The sequence below is a fragment of the Dictyobacter halimunensis genome, assembly GCF_036245075.1.
On sequence record NZ_BSRI01000002.1, the window covers coordinates 4892019 to 4907937 of the forward strand.

At 57.5% G+C, this 15919-nt stretch carries 15 protein-coding genes; 2 read left to right on the plus strand and 13 right to left on the minus strand.

Annotated elements, in window-relative coordinates:
• Position 1: 1 nt before the first annotated feature.
• From AABA21_RS34160 to AABA21_RS34220, 13 genes are all read right to left on the minus strand, one after another.
• Entirely contained in the window at positions 2–1525 is a 1524-nt protein-coding gene (locus AABA21_RS34160; RefSeq protein ID WP_338257166.1) for an SAM-dependent methyltransferase, read from the minus strand.
• Complete coding sequence (locus AABA21_RS34165) at positions 1522–2856, minus strand: FAD-binding oxidoreductase (protein ID WP_338257168.1); 1335 nt, start codon at positions 2854–2856, stop codon at positions 1522–1524. Before AABA21_RS34165 ends, AABA21_RS34160 begins: the two co-directional genes overlap by 4 nt.
• 54 nt (positions 2857–2910) lie before the next feature.
• Complete coding sequence (locus AABA21_RS34170; RefSeq protein ID WP_420917242.1) at positions 2911–4326, minus strand: FAD-linked oxidase C-terminal domain-containing protein; 1416 nt, start codon at positions 4324–4326, stop codon at positions 2911–2913.
• A 359-nt stretch (positions 4327–4685) separates the two neighbouring features.
• Positions 4686–6056: a family 4 glycosyl hydrolase gene (locus AABA21_RS34175; RefSeq protein WP_338257170.1), complete on the minus strand. Its 1371-nt coding sequence runs from the start codon at positions 6054–6056 to the stop codon at positions 4686–4688.
• 110 nt (positions 6057–6166) lie between these two features.
• Positions 6167–7126, minus strand: coding sequence for a hypothetical protein (locus tag AABA21_RS34180; RefSeq protein ID WP_338257172.1), 960 nt, complete (start codon positions 7124–7126; stop codon positions 6167–6169).
• A gap of 174 nt (positions 7127–7300) precedes the next feature.
• On the minus strand, positions 7301–7483 hold the full coding sequence (locus AABA21_RS34185; protein ID WP_126552569.1) for a hypothetical protein: 183 nt from the start codon (positions 7481–7483) through the stop codon (positions 7301–7303).
• 27 nt (positions 7484–7510) lie between these two features.
• The gene (gene rsfS, locus AABA21_RS34190) at positions 7511–7876 is read right to left on the minus strand and encodes a ribosome silencing factor (protein WP_338257175.1); all 366 of its coding nucleotides are present in this window, start codon (positions 7874–7876) and stop codon (positions 7511–7513) included.
• A 195-nt stretch (positions 7877–8071) separates the two neighbouring features.
• Positions 8072–8587: a 2-amino-4-hydroxy-6-hydroxymethyldihydropteridine diphosphokinase gene (folK, locus tag AABA21_RS34195; RefSeq protein ID WP_338258520.1), complete on the minus strand. Its 516-nt coding sequence runs from the start codon at positions 8585–8587 to the stop codon at positions 8072–8074.
• Between the two features lie 111 nt (positions 8588–8698).
• Positions 8699–10534, minus strand: a complete 1836-nt coding sequence (locus tag AABA21_RS34200) for a protein kinase domain-containing protein (protein WP_338257176.1) — start codon at positions 10532–10534, stop codon at positions 8699–8701.
• A gap of 139 nt (positions 10535–10673) precedes the next feature.
• Positions 10674–11492 (minus strand): PIG-L deacetylase family protein, encoded by an 819-nt coding sequence (locus AABA21_RS34205; protein WP_338257177.1) that lies wholly within the window; start codon positions 11490–11492, stop codon positions 10674–10676.
• A 72-nt stretch (positions 11493–11564) separates the two neighbouring features.
• The gene (locus AABA21_RS34210) at positions 11565–12548 is read right to left on the minus strand and encodes an A/G-specific adenine glycosylase (RefSeq protein ID WP_338257178.1); all 984 of its coding nucleotides are present in this window, start codon (positions 12546–12548) and stop codon (positions 11565–11567) included.
• A 6-nt stretch (positions 12549–12554) separates the two neighbouring features.
• Positions 12555–12845, minus strand: a complete 291-nt coding sequence (locus tag AABA21_RS34215; RefSeq protein WP_338257179.1) for a hypothetical protein — start codon at positions 12843–12845, stop codon at positions 12555–12557.
• 384 nt (positions 12846–13229) lie between these two features.
• Positions 13230–13979: a class I SAM-dependent methyltransferase gene (locus AABA21_RS34220; RefSeq protein ID WP_338257181.1), complete on the minus strand. Its 750-nt coding sequence runs from the start codon at positions 13977–13979 to the stop codon at positions 13230–13232.
• A 455-nt stretch (positions 13980–14434) separates the two neighbouring features.
• Between AABA21_RS34220 and AABA21_RS34225 the strand changes: the two genes are divergently transcribed.
• Together AABA21_RS34225 and galT are read left to right on the plus strand one after the other, a co-directional pair.
• Positions 14435–14980, plus strand: coding sequence for a hypothetical protein (locus AABA21_RS34225; protein WP_338257183.1), 546 nt, complete (start codon positions 14435–14437; stop codon positions 14978–14980).
• 17 nt (positions 14981–14997) lie between these two features.
• Positions 14998–15912: a galactose-1-phosphate uridylyltransferase gene (gene galT / locus AABA21_RS34230; protein ID WP_338257184.1), complete on the plus strand. Its 915-nt coding sequence runs from the start codon at positions 14998–15000 to the stop codon at positions 15910–15912.
• The last annotated feature ends 7 nt before the right edge of the window (positions 15913–15919 follow it).

Below are 15919 nucleotides of genomic sequence, written 5' to 3' on the forward strand. Positions count from 1 at the left end.
TTTACTCGTGACGCTCCGGTCGTGGCGAGCCAGATTGATATGGTCTGCGTTGCTGCGTCCCACGCGCCGGATAGGGTCGCGTGTGCGGACCCCGTGGGCGTTCATCGCCCTGACGCTGCGTGCCACCTGGCTGGTACGTGCGCGGCCCGCGTGGTCCACCCGGCTGCTCCGTGCGCGGCCCGCGTGGTCCACCCGGCTGCTCCGTTCGCGGCCCGCGTGGTCCACCCGACTGCTCCGTTCGCGGCCCGTGTGGTCCACTCGACTGCTCCGTTCGCGTCGGCCGCGCGCCTCCCGAGCGGAACGGCCTCTCTTGCTGTGGCCCCCGTGACTGAAATGGGCGTTGCTGTGGTCCCCGGGCGTGCTCTGGTCGCCCCTGCGATCCTCGCGGCGCTGGTTGATTCCGCGTTTGCGACGGTCGGCCGGAATACTGCGGCGTTCTGACTTGCGGCAGCGGCTGGGCCGCTACTACGGTAACCTCCTGCCGATTGTGGAAGAGCTGATGCGCCTGCACGACCGCGTAGCTTCGCTTGAGTATGTTCAGTGCCTCTTTAAGATTGACAAAAGGATCAATGGCAAGGGTGGCATGGGGCAGCTTGAAGACGCTGATCATCAGACCTTCTTCCGGGTCCAGACAGGCGGCGGCTTTACTGATCAGCCGCGCCGCCTCGCGGGCGTCCATGCGCATGTCGTTGACGATCAGATCATAGTGCTGGCGGCGCTGTACAGCCTCCTCCAGATAGTCTTCGGCATAGCCACGATAGTGCGTCAGGCCCTGGCGTCCGGCCAGGCGTGGATCGAGCTTCGCTGGATCGACGGCGACCACTTCAAGCCCCGCGTCCAGTAGCAGCCGGGTCCAGCCACCGGGGGCCGCTCCCAGGTCTAACGCTTTCCCCTCTGTGGGTAGTATAACACCAAACACCTCTATTGCTTCAAGTAACTTGAACTCTGCGCGGCTGATCTGCTCATCCGTCTGGGCATAGTGGCGGGCGCCGCCGGGCCAGGTGCTGAGATTCTCCTCGGCCGTTGAGATACCGAGATAGCCCTTGTCCATGGTGGCGAGCAGCGAGACGATTACCTGTGGCTTTTTGACATCCTCGACGGCGGCGGTCTCCTCGGCCAGCGCCTCGGCCAGCGCCTTGTTGACCTGGCCGCCGCTGTAGGCGCGCTCACCCCTGCTCTTATCGGTCTGCGTCAGGCGTGTCTGCACCGCGAAGTGGACGCCGCGCTCCAATTGGGCAAAGCCCGGCAATTGCACTGTGGCCAGGGCGATCTCGCCCAGGTCGTTCTCGCTATTCTGCAGTGGCACGATGGTCTGCACCGGGGCGATGTGGCGTGCGAACACCGGCCGCGTCTTACTGGCGATTGTCACAAAGCGCGCCATGTCCTCGACGCGACAGAGCAGAATCCCGGGCGCGATCTCATCCTCCATGCTCAGGCTCGGATCCATTGTCTGTAGCTCGGCCAGTGCCGCCTCGCTAAATTCTGGTTGCGCGGTCACCAGGCATAAATTTTCAGTTGTACTCACAATCCTCCTACGTATCTCCCTGTTACAAATAATCCCTGTGGATCAAATTGTTGTTTGAGCCGTTGCATCAGATAGAAATCTGCTCGGGGTTCTCCCCATACACTCAGGCGTTGTTTCAGTCGTGTCGGGCAGCGTTCCAGGACCAGGCTGCCCTTGTATGTTTGCGCGTAACGGCGCAGCTCGGTGATCGCATCGACGACGTGGGTATCGGCTTCATGGGGACCTAACTCAACGTAGAGGATGCCGTTGCCGGCATGCGCGACGATGTTGGCAACCAGTTGTTCGCGCTGGCACGTCTCTTCAACGTGACGCAGCGTGGCCGCGACCCGCGTGATCGGGACGCTGATTTTACAGGTCAGCGCGCTCAGCATCTGCAGGCTGACCATCTGCCAGAAGCGTTCCTGGTCGTGTCCTTTCAGGTCCTGACTGAGAAACGCCTGGTGGGTCTGGGCGATCTTGTTCGTTTCGTCGATCTGGCGTGCAATGGCTATTGTACTATTTTCGTAGTCAACTGCCAATGTGTAGCCCTGTTCCGGGATCGGGAAATCGAAGAAGGGTGTGGCATCTTTGGGACTGTGCAGCGCGATCAGCTCGATGGCGCTGGGGGCCAGGGGCGATTTGAGCAGGGCCTGCGTCATCCTCATGGCATCTTCGCAGCGCGCGAAGGTAAAGAGCAGGGTGCGCTCCGCCTGTGGCAGCGGATTGAGCTTGAAGTTGGCCTCGATGATGATTCCCAGGGTTCCAAATGAGCCGATGTAGAGCTTGTTGAGATCGTAGCCGGCCACGTTCTTGACCACTTTGCCCCCGCTGCGGCTGATCTCGCCGTCGGCCTGGATGACGCGCAGCCCGATTAACTGGTCCCGGGCGGTGCCGTAGCGCAGCCGTTTGGGACCGCTGGCATTGGTGGCCAGTATCCCGCCGATCGTCGTCGCATCCCCATCGGGCGGATCGAGCGCCAGCCGCTGTCCTTTGGCGTTGAGCGCGGCCTGCAGGGTCCCCAATGTGATGCCGGCCTCTACCTGGCAGGTCAGATCGGGCACCTCGTGCTCCAGGAGGCGGTTGAGGGCCGTTGTTTCGAGCAGCACATCGATGTGCTCAGGCCGATCGCCGGTATTCATATGTGTGCCGTTGCCGCGTGGGAGCACGTGCAGATGCTGCTCATTGAGGAAGCGTACGACGCGTGCCGCCTCCTCGACCGTCTGTGGCTGGATGAGGAGGCCGGGTAAGCGATCGTCGACCGCGTAATCGAGCAATTGTCCCGGATCACATATCATCGGCGTCTGCTGAAATTGCTGCTGGACTGCTGGTACAAATGGCGCTATCTCTACCATGATCTTTCTCTCCCCATAAGATGTAAGGCGCTGCCTCTATCTATGTACTTAAAGCTAGATCTGTCGCAGTTCCACGCACCGTCCCGGTAGCGGGAAGAGCTTGCCCGGATTAAAGAGTTGCTGAGGATTCCATGCGGCGCGCACCTGCTGCATAATGCGCAGGTCCGCTTCGCTAAAGATCAGGGCCATCTCCGCCTGCTTTTCGAGACCGACCCCGTGTTCGCCGGTGATCGTGCCGCCGACCGCCGCGCAGATCTCAAGGATCTCATGGCCCGCCATGCGCACCCGCTCGACCTCGCCCTCAACCTGGCTATCGAAAAGGATCAGCGGATGCAGGTTCCCATCTCCGGCGTGAAAGACGTTGCCAACCTTCAGGTTATAGCGCTGGCAGATCTCGCTGATGCAGTTCAGCACGTACGGCAGTTGTGTGCGCGGCACCACGCCATCCTGGACGTAGAACTCGGGACTGATGCGCCCGACGGCGCCAAAGGCGTTCTTGCGCCCCGCCCACAGCAACTGGCGCTCCGCCTCGTCGGCGGCGATGCGGATCACGCGCGCGTGGTTCTTTTCGCAGATGGCCACGATCTGCGCCAGCTGATCCTCAACGCCTTCGCGCAGCCCCTCGGTCTCCATCAAGAGTACCGCTGCAGCATCCATGGGATAGCCCGCGTGCGTGTCGGCCTCGACGGCCTGCAGGATCATCTGGTCCATCATCTCGATGGCCGCCGGGATGACCCCCGAGGCGATGATCTCGGAGACGGTATTGGAGGCATCCTCCATCGTGTCGAAGACGCCGACCATCGTCTTGACCGCCTCCGCCATCGGCACGATGCGCACGATAATCTTCGTGACGATACAGAGCGTGCCCTCGGAGCCGATCAGCAGCCCGGTCAGGTCGTAGCCCGGCAGGTCACTGGTCTCGCCGCCGATCTCGACGATCTCGCCTTCGGGCGTGACGATCTCCAGTCCCACCACGTGGTTGGTCGTGACGCCATAGATCAGCGTATGGGGGCCGCCGGCGTTCTCGCCGACGTTACCGCCGATGGTGCAGGAGCGCTGGCTGCTGGGATCTGGTACGTAGGCGTAGCCATGCGGATTGAGCGCCTGGCTGAGGTGAATATTGACCACGCCCGGCTCGACGGCGGCGCACAGATTGTCATAATCTATCGACAGGATGTGATTCATGCGCGCGAAGGCGATCACGATGCCGCCGTAGATGGGGATCGCGCCGCCGCTAAGACCGGTTCCGGCGCCACGTGGCACCACCGGCACACCGTAGCGACCGGCGATCTTAACGATCCTGGCTACCTCGCTATTGCTAGAGGGCAGGACGACGATGTCTGGCCGCGCGCGCTCGATCGATGCATCATACTCATACAGGGCCACATCATACGGCGTATGGAGCACATGGGCCTTCCCCAACGTCTGCTGGAGCTCCTGCACCACAGCGGCTTTCGTGGTCTCGGACATCCTTGCGTAGAGCGGTTCGGCGTTCATTGTGGAGGTTTGTTCTACAATGCTCATCGTTCGTCTCTTTCCTTCCTTAATTGCCCCGCATCCTCGTGGATCTACCGCTACTGCCCAACGTCCAACAGTTCGCATAAAATAGACAGTGCGGCGGTGCAACTGTATGTAGCCATCGCTGGCCGGTACGATCTTATGTATAAGCAAACGTATTCAACAATGAGGATACTTCCAATACTTTGATCATACCATATCGCGGTGCTCCCCAGTTTTATGTGAGTTGTTGCCACAGGTGCGCATGTGGACGCCCGTGAGGGGGCTATCACGCACCCCAGAAAAAAGTGTGTCTGACAACACACTCTCCCTTAATTGAGCAGCCGCTGCGGCAGATACTGTTTATGGGCCATTGCCAGGTCGTCGTAGACCTTCTCGGCCTTGCTATAGGACCACACCAGCGGATTGGCGGCCAAGGCCTTGATGGCGTCCTTGCGGGTGCCCCACAGGGCGACACGCGCGGTGGCGCCTTCATACTCGGCCAGGGCGGCGATCAACCCGCGCTGGTCGAGGCTGAGCCCCCCATCCTTCTGCGTCAGTGGCGTCGCGCCACGGGCGTCAACGCGACAGGGCAGCTCCACCACGCGGTCGTCGGCCAGGAAGTTGATCGATCCGTTATTGGGCACGTTGAGCACCCACTCCTCGCCCGTGTCATTCAGGATCGAGCGCATGACGGAGAGCGCGCGGCTGCTCAGACCGAGGTCCCCCGGAAAGTTCATGATTTGTGACACGTCGGGATGGTCATTGGACGCTTCCTTCTTGTAGGTCGCGATCAGTTCAGGCATGCGCTCGATCAATTTTTCCGTTGGCGTCTGTTTGCGCTGGCGCTGATACTCCAGCACGATGTCAGGATAATAGTAATAATGCATGTAGTAGGAGGGGATCGCCCCGTACTGTGTCGCCAGACGGGCCAGCAGGACCGTGGGATAATTCTCCTCGTTTATCGTAGGATTGTTTTGTACGAAATCCTCGTACCACTTAATGGCTCCGGGTAAGATGTTTTCTCCATCGCGCCATATCGCCGTGGTCCAGTTACCATGGCTAAGACCGATCTTGCGTGGATGGATGCGCTTCTTCGATTCCGCGCCGATGCCCGCGCGTTGCAGGATCAGGTCAGTCTCAGGATAGGGATGGTCCTCCATGCCGATGACACGAATGCCGCTGGCATGCGAAATAGCCTCAGTGACGATATTGCTGGGGCTGGTATAGTTGAGCAGGAAGGCTTTGGGCGCCAGCTTCTCGATCTCGGCGGCAATGCCGGCGATGACGGGCGCCGTGCGCAGGGCGTAAAAGAAGCCACCGGCCCCAACCGTATCCTGTCCGATCAGATTGTGGCGCAGGGGCAGTTTCTCATCGATCACGCGCGCCCGCATCCCGCCAGTGCGAAACGTGATCAGCACAAAGCTGGCATCCTCGATGGCCTCTTCCTGGCTGGTCGTCTTCTCGATCTGTATGCCGGTGTTCGCCTGCTGCAGGAGCTTGCTGGCCAGCGTATACGTCAGGTTGAGCCGCTCCTCATCGATATCCATCAACGTAATCTGACAGCCACGCAGGGTATTGGGATGTTGAATCAGGTTCTGTATAAAGCCGGAACAATGCAGGCTTCCACCTCCGATAATGGCAATCTTGGCATGATGGTTGGGAGGGTCTGCATTATCTTCCAGATAATTCTGTGCTATCATCAAATGTCTCGTTTCAGGTAGCTTTGCCAGGCTATGGCACCAGTACCCCCTGGTTGTATTCTCTCGCAGGTAGCAAGATCCGCTGTCTACTCATCTATATACAGTACGCATCACGATCGACGGAAGAGACGGCGCCAGTGCCATACTACTAAAGTGAGAGCGAGCAACAGGACGGAAAGGATAATTTTTTGCGGGATGTTCCCTCCATCGGATGCTGGCGCGCTGCCTGATTCGGGCGATGGCGATACATTATTTATTGTACCAGGATGGTCTTCGGGTGTGGGGACGTGGACGTCTTTCCAATCTGCCTGGATATATGTGCCCTGGTTCGGCGGCTTCGTGGCGATCTTTGTTGGATTGCTGGCCTGGTCGCTGCCGCTCGGCTTGAGGGTAGACTTGCGCGTGCGGCTGGATGACTTTGCGCTGGGGGTTGGTGTGCTGCGGTGCACCTTTGGGGTGGCGGTCGCTTTGGGGATGCTTGCCGTTGCCGTGACCTGCGGTGGCGGTGGCACATTGCTGATACCCAGCGTGGGACTGAGGGCGACGCTCCAGTGGGAACCACCATCGCTGGTGCGGGCGTAAGATGTGCCCGGTTGTAGCGCGGGAAGCTTGACCTGGTCGAGCGCGTTCTCGCCGTTGAGCAGGCGGATCAGCGCGTTCTTGCTGATCTCTGGAGTCAGATTGGTTGGTAGGAATATAACGATGAAGCTGTGAGCCGCCATGGTGATCGGCGAAAGATAATAGGGGGTGGTGTTCGCGCCACTATCAATGCTGCCGTGTGAGAGCTGGATGGCCTGCGCCGACGTGTTATAAAGCTCGATGCGTGGAGCATTGGCGATGTCGACGACACTCGTCGATGGGGTGCAGGAGAGTGACGCTGACAGCGGGACCAGCTCGACCTCGTTGAGGACAATGGAGCCCTGTGATGAAGGGGGCTGGGAAGTCGTTCCCGGTGTTTCTGGTACGCAATCCTGGGCGTGTGCCGCCTGCAGGCCGGGCTGCAATATGGCAACAAAAGAGGCCACGCCCAAAAGTAGACAGGTAAGACAAGTCATGATCCACAACCGCACAACTCCACCCCTTTATCATAACTAGTGCATCCATCACCATGTCGTTCAATCAGAGAATGATCCTTGTTGCATCATGCCAGATTGTATATATAAACTTATTGAGAACGTGACCATGGAAAGATAAGTATTTTTTCAGAAGCGCTCTTTACCAGATATACTCGCTGCAATCGTGACTTATTGCGAGAGATATTTGAAAGGCACTTCGCGTTTGCCGGGGAATTTATCCTGCATGGCGCGGCGTACGGCTTCAACGCTGCTTTCACCGAGAGTAAAAGCGATGACGGAGCCAATAATAATGCCGCAAATGCCACCCAGCGCAATCCCTTCTAAGAACAAACGATTACGAAAAAATGTCATCGTCGCCACCTTTTCTAAAAAGAACTATTATTGTAGGTACACAACTGTTTTTGCTTCGCTCCAAAGGCGCTCAATGCGGTAGTATTCGCGTTCCTTGGGTCCGAAGATGTGTACAATAATGCTACCAAAGTCGAGGAGTACCCAGCCGGAGTCGGCGTTCCCCTCACGATGAAGGAGCTGTGCTCCCTGTTTTCCTAAATCTTCATCAATGGTATCGGCGATGGCCTGGATTTGACGTGTGTTGCTGGCGCTACAGATAACGAAGTAGTCAGCAATGACACTCACGTCTCGAATATCGAGCAAGAGAACGTCAGATGCTTTTTTGTCGTATGCGATATCCGCGGCTGCCTTTGCTTGCTGGTCGATGTCGATGTCTAACAGAACTTCCTCCACGAGTGCTTCTTATGTCGTTGCACCTCTCGGCGATGTGCCGCAAATGGTTCGTAAGAACTTGAATTCAAAAGTTGTATCCGCATTATAGCATGATCGACCACCTCTTGTTAAGAGGCAAATGACCCAGGCGAAATGCCCATTGATGATTTCCTGCCGCCGATCCTTCCTCTCTACCCGGGTGCCGGGGACCTTTTTCTACAACAGGACAGATGTCCCAGTTACGCCATCGCGGGCGATTCCCTGTAAAAGCTCTTGCGCTGTTTTGCCGCTGCGCGGATCTTGCATGGCCGGCGCGATTTCAGCCAGCGGCACCAGGACAAACGCACGCTCATGCATGCGTGGATGGGGGATAACCAGGTTCTCCTCCGTGTATACCAATGTGTCGTAGAAGAGAATATCGATGTCGACCGGTCGTGGCCCATTGCGTATCGTTTCCTGTCGTCCGAGCTGCTGCTCAATCGTTTTGGCCCGCCGCAGCAGTTCTTGTGGCGTCAGATTGGTATATCCACGGCAGACGATATTGAAAAAGCGCGGCTGATCGAGATATCCTACCGGCTCGGTTTCGTAGACGGTCGATACCTGCTGGATATCGACGAACTCGCGCAAGTGCCGCAACGCCTCTTGCAGGTGTGCCTGGCGATCTCCCAGATTAGAGCCCAGGGCAAGGTAGACATCGTGTTTCTGGGAACGTTCGGGACTCTCGCCACCCATGCTCACCAATAACCTCTCTTTATCGCGTATATTTCTCTCTATATTTGGGACGTATCGCACCCCCGGTTCGTTCCGATTTTAGGAGGGATTTCCTACGCCGCGAGCCTGCAGTTATTTCTGGAAGACGGCCAGGCGTCTGAAAACGGCCTCTGTACCATAGCGGCTATCTCCACCCACCAAAAATCCTAGCAGGCCGGTGCTGTACGTGGTATCAGTAAACGTGGAAACGATCAATTGTTGATTCATGTAGATCTGGAAGCGTGCCTGCGAGGCGACGACCATAATGGTATTGAAGGTGCCGTAGCCCGGCTGAATGGTGCCGGTATAGGTCCAGTCGATCAGGGTCAGCCAGTGGGCGGGATCATTGCCCATGGCGCGTTGGAGGCGGTAGCTGCCATAGCTATTGATCTCCAGCACATAGAAGGTCTTGCTATATGGATTGAGGCGGAAGACCAGTCCGCAGAAGTCCCCGTAGAGCATCTTCACCTGGACCGACATGACGGCGTTGGCGAAGCTCTGCTGATTGGAGTAGCACCAGGCTACGGCGTGGGCGAGGCCCGTGTGTACGTGATAGCCCTGCGGCGTGAAGTAGCACTGGCTGCCGTCGTTGATCCAGCCGCTACTCTTCCTGTTCATCTCATCGTAATAGAGGATTTTGCCGGCCCCGATGGCGCTGGTGATGCCGCTGCTGGCCTGGATGCGCGCCTGCGCGGCCAGCGTGCCCTGGAGGTGGAGATGGGCGAGCTCTGTCTGCGTTGCCTTGAGTCGGACGGTTGGCCGTGGCGTGGGATGGGGCAGGGGTGGCGCGGGCGCCGGTCGCGTCTCCCACATGAAGAACAACGGCAGGGTAATGCACAGAACCACGATCAGTGCCAGCACGACGGTATGTACGGGGCTGATGCGCTTCTTTTTTTTGAACATCTCCGAGGTGTAGGGGATAAACGATGATTTGTCCCGTTCCAGGGGGAAGAGCTGGGGCTTGGTGGATGGGATGTTGAGCTGGGTTGTGATCTGCTCGATGGCGGCCATGGTGGTATCTGTGTGCTGCTGCTGGTTGTTCTGCTCGTACGCCACCTCGTGTTCGCCGCTGAAGACGCAGGCCAGCGCCTCCTGTCCCAGGTCGCGCGTGCGCTTCTGGATCAGTGCTACCTTATAGGCCAGCGCGAACGCCTGTGCCTCCTGGAAACGATCCTCCGGCGCCTTGGCGAGCGCCTTGAGCATCACCTCTTCGATGGCCGGTGGAATCTCACTGTTGATCTGGCTGGGCGGCGCAGGCGGGGTCTGAATGTGTTTGAGCGTTACCCCTACGGGCGAATCGGCCGTGAAGGGGACGCGCCCGGTCAGCATCTGGTACAGGATGATGCCCAGCGAATAGATGTCGCTGCGGAAATCGTTGTGTCCATCGGATTGTTCGGGGGCCATATACTCGGGGGTGCCGACCATGGCTCCGGAGTGGGTCTGAAATTCGGCCTCGATCTTGGCCTTGGCCAGGCCAAAATCGACCAGGTAGGCGTGTCCGTCCAGCCGGAGCAAGATATTGGACGGCTTGACGTCGCGGTGGATGACCCCGTGCTCATGGGCGTGCTGCAGGGCTGATGCGATCTGTTCCAGGAAGCTCCCGGCCTCCTCCAGCGTTAAGCGCTCACGCTTATGTAAATAATCGCGCAGCGTGCCACCCTCTACAAAAGGCATCACCAGGTAGTACCAGGGGCGCTGCTCCCCAAAATCGTACAGAGGCAAGATATGGTCGTGTGAAAGGGCTCCCACTGCGCGCGCCTCGCGTTCAAAGCGGCGTACAAATGGCTCATCACTGCCATACAATACTTTGACGGCTACATAACGTTTGACGCGGCGATCATAGCCGAGGTAGACTTCAGACATCCCACCCTGGGCCACCCGGAACCGTAGTTCGTAGCGCCCTAACTTTGAGCCTTCTAACCCCTTCATGAATCCTCACTCCTACTTTTCCCTCATCCACCCCGTGGGTACCGGGCTCGTCCCGGCTTTCTCTCTGCTTATGCTAATCGCAACGTGGAGAGAGCATCGTATTTCTACGTGTCGCTCTCTCCCTCTTTCAATCTATTGTTTAGCGCGTGAGCCAGTAGCGCTCCAGCCGGATGGTCTCAACCGGTCGGATACTTTTGGCGTAGTTGTCGATGAGCCGGTGCATGGCTTCTCGGCTGCCAAAGTTCGAGTCGATCTGGGAGCGATACAGGTCGGCGGCCTCCAACTTCATGGGCATCATCTCCGAGATCTCGACCAGGTTGTACTCGAAGGCACCCCCCAGCTCCTGTAGCCGCTTCTCAAGGGCTCCGGGATTGCGCTGCACATAGGGGAAATCCTCGTAGAAATAGACCTTTGCGCCACGTTGAACCAGGCGATCGGCCGCCGAGCAGACGATCTGATGGTCGATATGATGGCCGACGCCCAGCGGGGCATACCAGACCGTATCGGGCAGGCGGTCACGCAGCTCGACCAGCATGTTGCCCAGTTCTCTGTCCAGCGCGCGGTCATCGGGATGTACCTCGCCGCCCATCAACTGCTCTTTGCTGGTATAGTAGCCTGGCTTGCCTCGATAGATGGCCTCCGGATAGTCGAGCCACAGGTAGTCGGCCTGCAGATAGTCGAGGGCGGCGCTATCCTCTTTGCGACGCTCCTCCATGACGCGTAGCGCGCTCTGGGCATCGCTGGCGCCCCAATCGCGAACAACCTGTAGGGCCAGTGAGCTCAGTTGCTGATCTGGCTTGGGTCCACCAGCAAAGGCCGTAATGATCAATGGACGCAGGCCGGAACTGACCTGAACGCCCAGTGTGCCGCCGCATGAGTAGACGATATCATCTAGATGTGGCGCCAGGAAAATATGCCGATAGTGTCGAGTTATATCGTTTATGCTTGTGAGTCGCAACGCTTTATCTCCTCCATACAAATGGTTTTTTTGTGGGGCTTGCCCCGGCTTCCCCGGCATGTGCCGGGCCTCTTAAGGTAAACGCACACCTTCCTCGTTGGCGTCGAGCAGGCCATCTCTGACCAGCCCTTCAACGATCTTCTGTAGCCAGTCGTGATCCTGCTCACCAAACTCTGGCTTGATCTGCGGCCCCAGAGCGGTCAGCGGAATACGCTGTCGAGCCGGCGTCGAGCGGAGTAGATCAACGATGCGTCCCCGGAAATAGCGGTTGGTGCTGGTAAAAGGTCTGGCCTGATACCCGGTCTTTTTCTCGGCGACTTTCCGTAGCTGACGGAGCACCGTCCCTGAAGGGAAGAGACTGTACTGGCTCATTTCAGCGTAGGCCGCGCATTGTTGCTGCAGGGGACAATCTCCACACAGGGGATTGCCGCTGCTACAGACGGTGGCCCCCATATCCATCAGCGCCTGGTTCCAGTTATAGGCGTGCCCCATGGGCAATACCTGCTCGGCAAGCGCTAGCATCTGGGCATCGTTCGCTTTGGGATCTGGATGTTCCAGACCGAGAAAGACGCGGTGCAGAACACGGCGAATATTGGTGTCAACGGTGGCAACCTGCTTGCGATAGGCGAAACAGGCGATGGCCCCGGCCGTGTAACGGCCGACCCCTTTCAGCTTCAATAACTCATCGATGGTATCCGGGATGCGCCCATCGTAGTCTGCCAGCACCTGGCGCGCGATTGATTGTAAGCTCACGGCGCGCCTGTTGTATCCAAGCGGCACCCAGACGGCGATGACGTCAGCGGTAGAGGCCTTTGCCAGCTCGACCAGGGTCGGAAACGCCGCCAGGAACTGCTGGTACTTGGGCAGCACACGGTCAACCTGTGTTTGCTGCAGCATGACCTCCGAAACCAGGATCGCGTATGGATCAGTGGTCTCGCGCCAGGGCAGGGGACGCTGCTCCTGCTCGTACCATGACAGTAACGCGCTCTGTACCCGCGCGAGATGTTCTGGCTCCGGTTGCGCTAGAGCAGTCTGCGGTGATGTGTGTTTACCCATGCAACCTCAAGACTTGCTCGCGTGCGTCTTTGGCTCTTGTTGGATCCGACCGTTTGAGGTGGCTTCCCGCTCCTCATTGCGCCTGCGAACACTCAGGGTAAAGAGCGTGTCACCACCCTCTTGCCAGCATTTCGCGTCGGCTGCTGGTAAGTTCTCACATTGGACCCATTCGCTGGCATCACGCAGCACATGGCCTTTGATGCACTTGGCATACGAGATGTGTTCATTTAAGTCAGGATCACCCGGCTTAACTCCGGGTGAAGCAATCTTCGGAATAAAAAATCTGCACCAGGGCACGGTTATGTACCTTCCTTATGTATTTATAATGATAAATCAGGCTTGGTATGATAAATACTACTACCGCGATTCGCGAGTGGGCCTGGTCTCACACCTGGCAGTTCTATCATTTATGTATCATAGAAGCTGTTGCTTATAGGTAACTTGTTGAATAGTGCGCTGCCGCACGTGTGGGATCAGGATCTACTCTTTGTGCTTTCCGCATTATCTGGCGGAAGCGTTGGAAAATTTCTGGTAGCTCTGCTCATTATAACGCAAATTGCGACCTTGAGTCTATAGATAAGAGCTTTTCCATTGCAGGTGCAGACTTTGTGATGTCGGGATACGCGCCCTGTCAGCGTGGTTGATGGGCCTCGCTACTGGTGAGAAGCCAGTGTCTGCCCCTCATGGTTTCTGGCAGATCAGTACCAATCTGCTTTCAATGGTGAGTGCGCTGCCGTCGAGCCCGCCGTAGTACGTGGTCAGTTCGAGCCCGGCCTGGCGCAGCATGCGGGCCAGTTCGGTGAGCGTGTAGACGCGGATGGATTGCTGGTGTTCATTGCGCCTGCCATCGGGATAGAGCAGGCTGATGCGCACGTTGTTATGGCTGCTAAACAGGTCCAGGTTGCGCTCCTCAAGCACGATCAGGCCATCGGGATAACGGATGATGCCCTGCGGGGCGCTGGTGCGGGCGACGCGGGCCTGGTGAATGGTTTCCAGCAGGAAAAAACCACCCGGCTTCAGCGCCCTGTAGACCTGCTGCAACACCTTCTGATCCTCTTCGTCGCTGTCAAAGTAGCCAAAGGAGGTAAACATATTGATGATGACATCAAATTCATTCTCGAATGGGATGGTACGCATGTCGCCCTGTAACCAGCGAATCCGCAGATCCTGCTCGGCGGTGCTGGCCCGGGCCTGCTCTAGCAGGCGCGGACTGAGATCCTGACCCGTCACCTGGCAGCCGTAGCGCGCCAGCTCCAGCGCGTGGCGGCCATAGCCGCAGCACAGATCCAGCACGCTGTTCTCCGGCTGCAGATCCAGCAACCTGATAATGTCCGCCACATCCTGCCTGGTCCTATCCGGCAACAAAAATGGTGCATAGAGGCGAACATAGTCCTCATCGAAAAACTTCTCATACCACGGCGTTTCACCCATATCCCGCTTCCTCCTCAAAATAATTGCGCTCTTGCTTACTCTTATTATTAGAATAAACGATCTAGATTCCCTTTTCCGCTCACCACCAGGAAAATGTTGGAGCGGGGATGCAAGGGGCGGCGAGCCCCTTGACTGGGGACTCCGGGGGCTGTGCCCCCGGCGCTTCTCTTTTTCTCCGCCGCCCGAAGGGCGGCAGTGCGGGGCCCAGGGGCATCGCCCCTGAAAACCCTCTACCTGAAAGGTAGACCCCCCATATATGCATGAGACCGCCAGGTAATGTATACTTTGATTGCAGGCAAAGAAGAGAATCTCACAACAGCGACCCCTTTTATCGATTAATTGAAAATCGATGCTCTTTATATCGAGGGGCCCGCTCAGGTGTTATTCATTCCCGATTGATCGTAGAACCTTCTCTTTTGCATGCAATTTGTGTTTTTTATAGAGGAGCATAAAGCGTGTTTGCTGAAGAATTTGTGGTTGTCGATGCTACATCCTCCTTATGGCATGCCGTGCGTCCATTGCTGGATCTTGCACTAAAAATAGAACAACAACAACAGGACTGGCATGGCTGGAATAAGGCATCCATCGATGCTTTTCTCCAGACGTTACCGTCCCACTGCTCTCTGATGCTGGGCGTCTGGCAGGTTGACGCCGGGCAAGAGCAAGAAACGCTCTGGCTGGGATGTGTCTGTGAAGTGCTCAACGGTGCTGTATGCTCGCTTCGTACGTTCGCCGCGTTAGATGATCCTGCTTTGCCAGCTCTGCAGGAGCTGGAGCCTGGTTTCTCCCATGCGCAGGAGTTGATACGTATTACAAAGGGGCAGGTCGCTCCCGTGGCCTGGGCCCTGTTTACAGATAAAGCCACCTGGGATGAATGGCTTTTGACCACGGACGCCTATGGGCACCCCACCGATAAAGGGGAATTGCTCGCTGCGTTGGCTCAGCAGGGACGGTGTGTGTTGCTGGGTAGCGAGGTCGCTCATCATCCTCATCATCATTAATAGGTAGGGATTGCTTTATGCAGGAATATACTACTCCATTGGTCTGGAATCCTATTCTGAGGCAGTATCTTGTAAATGCCGCCCATCGCATGAATCGTCGTGAGGGGACTAACGAGTGCCCTTTCTGTGCCGACATTACCAACGGTGTTGTTGGTCCGGATACGCAGGTCTGGCTGCATCCGAATGATTTTCCACCCTTGAAGCCACCCGTTGGCGAGGCATATGTCGTTATTTATAACCGTGATCATAACCGTAAATTTACCGAGCTGACGGTTGATGAGGTATTTGAGGTCACCAAACTGTGGCGTGATTTGTACCGGGACCTTTCGTCCCGCTACCCGACCGTCATGATTTTTGAGAATAGCGGGGCCGCCATCGGTCAGACGCAGAATCATCCTCACGGCCAGGCATACGGTGTCTCGGTGATCCCGTCCATCCTTGAGCGCGAGCTGGAGACGGTGGTGCTGGACTTCGAGTCTGGCAGTGGCTGTCCCTTCTGTCGCGTACGCGAGGAGCTGAGCGATGGGGAGCAACAGGTGACCGCCAATACCACGTGGCAGGCGTTCCTGCCTCCCTACGTGCGCTATCCCTATGAGACCCACCTCTATCCGCGCCGCCACGTGGCCAATATCGGCCTGATGGAAGATGAGGAACTGCGCGACCTGGCCGAGTTGATGTTGCAGGTTATCCGTGGCTATAATGCTCTTAATGATGGCGCGATGGCTCCGATGCCGTATCTGCTTGGTCTGCATCAGCTGGCCGATGAGCGCTTCCACTTCCACGTTGAGATCCTGGCTATTGGACGCGCCCCCGGCAAGCTCAAATATGCCGCCTCCTCTGAATCGGTGTGGGGACTATGGGCCAACGATTCAGCCCCCGTCCAGAAGGCTCAGGAGCTGCGCGCGGCGATCGATCAAGTAAAAGGAAAGTAGTAACGGA

Coding starts and splice junctions, on each gene's coding strand:
- galT (WP_338257184.1), top strand. CDS start 14,998: ATGCAGGAATATACTACTCCATTGGTCTGGAATCCTATTCTGAGGCAG.
- AABA21_RS34170 (WP_420917242.1), bottom strand. CDS start 4,326: ATGTCCGAGACCACGAAAGCCGCTGTGGTGCAGGAGCTCCAGCAGACG.
- AABA21_RS34220 (WP_338257181.1), bottom strand. CDS start 13,979: ATGGGTGAAACGCCGTGGTATGAGAAGTTTTTCGATGAGGACTATGTT.
- AABA21_RS34175 (WP_338257170.1), bottom strand. CDS start 6,056: ATGATAGCACAGAATTATCTGGAAGATAATGCAGACCCTCCCAACCAT.
- AABA21_RS34165 (WP_338257168.1), bottom strand. CDS start 2,856: ATGGTAGAGATAGCGCCATTTGTACCAGCAGTCCAGCAGCAATTTCAG.
- folK (WP_338258520.1), bottom strand. CDS start 8,587: ATGGGTGGCGAGAGTCCCGAACGTTCCCAGAAACACGATGTCTACCTT.
- AABA21_RS34185 (WP_126552569.1), bottom strand. CDS start 7,483: ATGACATTTTTTCGTAATCGTTTGTTCTTAGAAGGGATTGCGCTGGGT.
- AABA21_RS34200 (WP_338257176.1), bottom strand. CDS start 10,534: ATGAAGGGGTTAGAAGGCTCAAAGTTAGGGCGCTACGAACTACGGTTC.
- AABA21_RS34210 (WP_338257178.1), bottom strand. CDS start 12,548: ATGGGTAAACACACATCACCGCAGACTGCTCTAGCGCAACCGGAGCCA.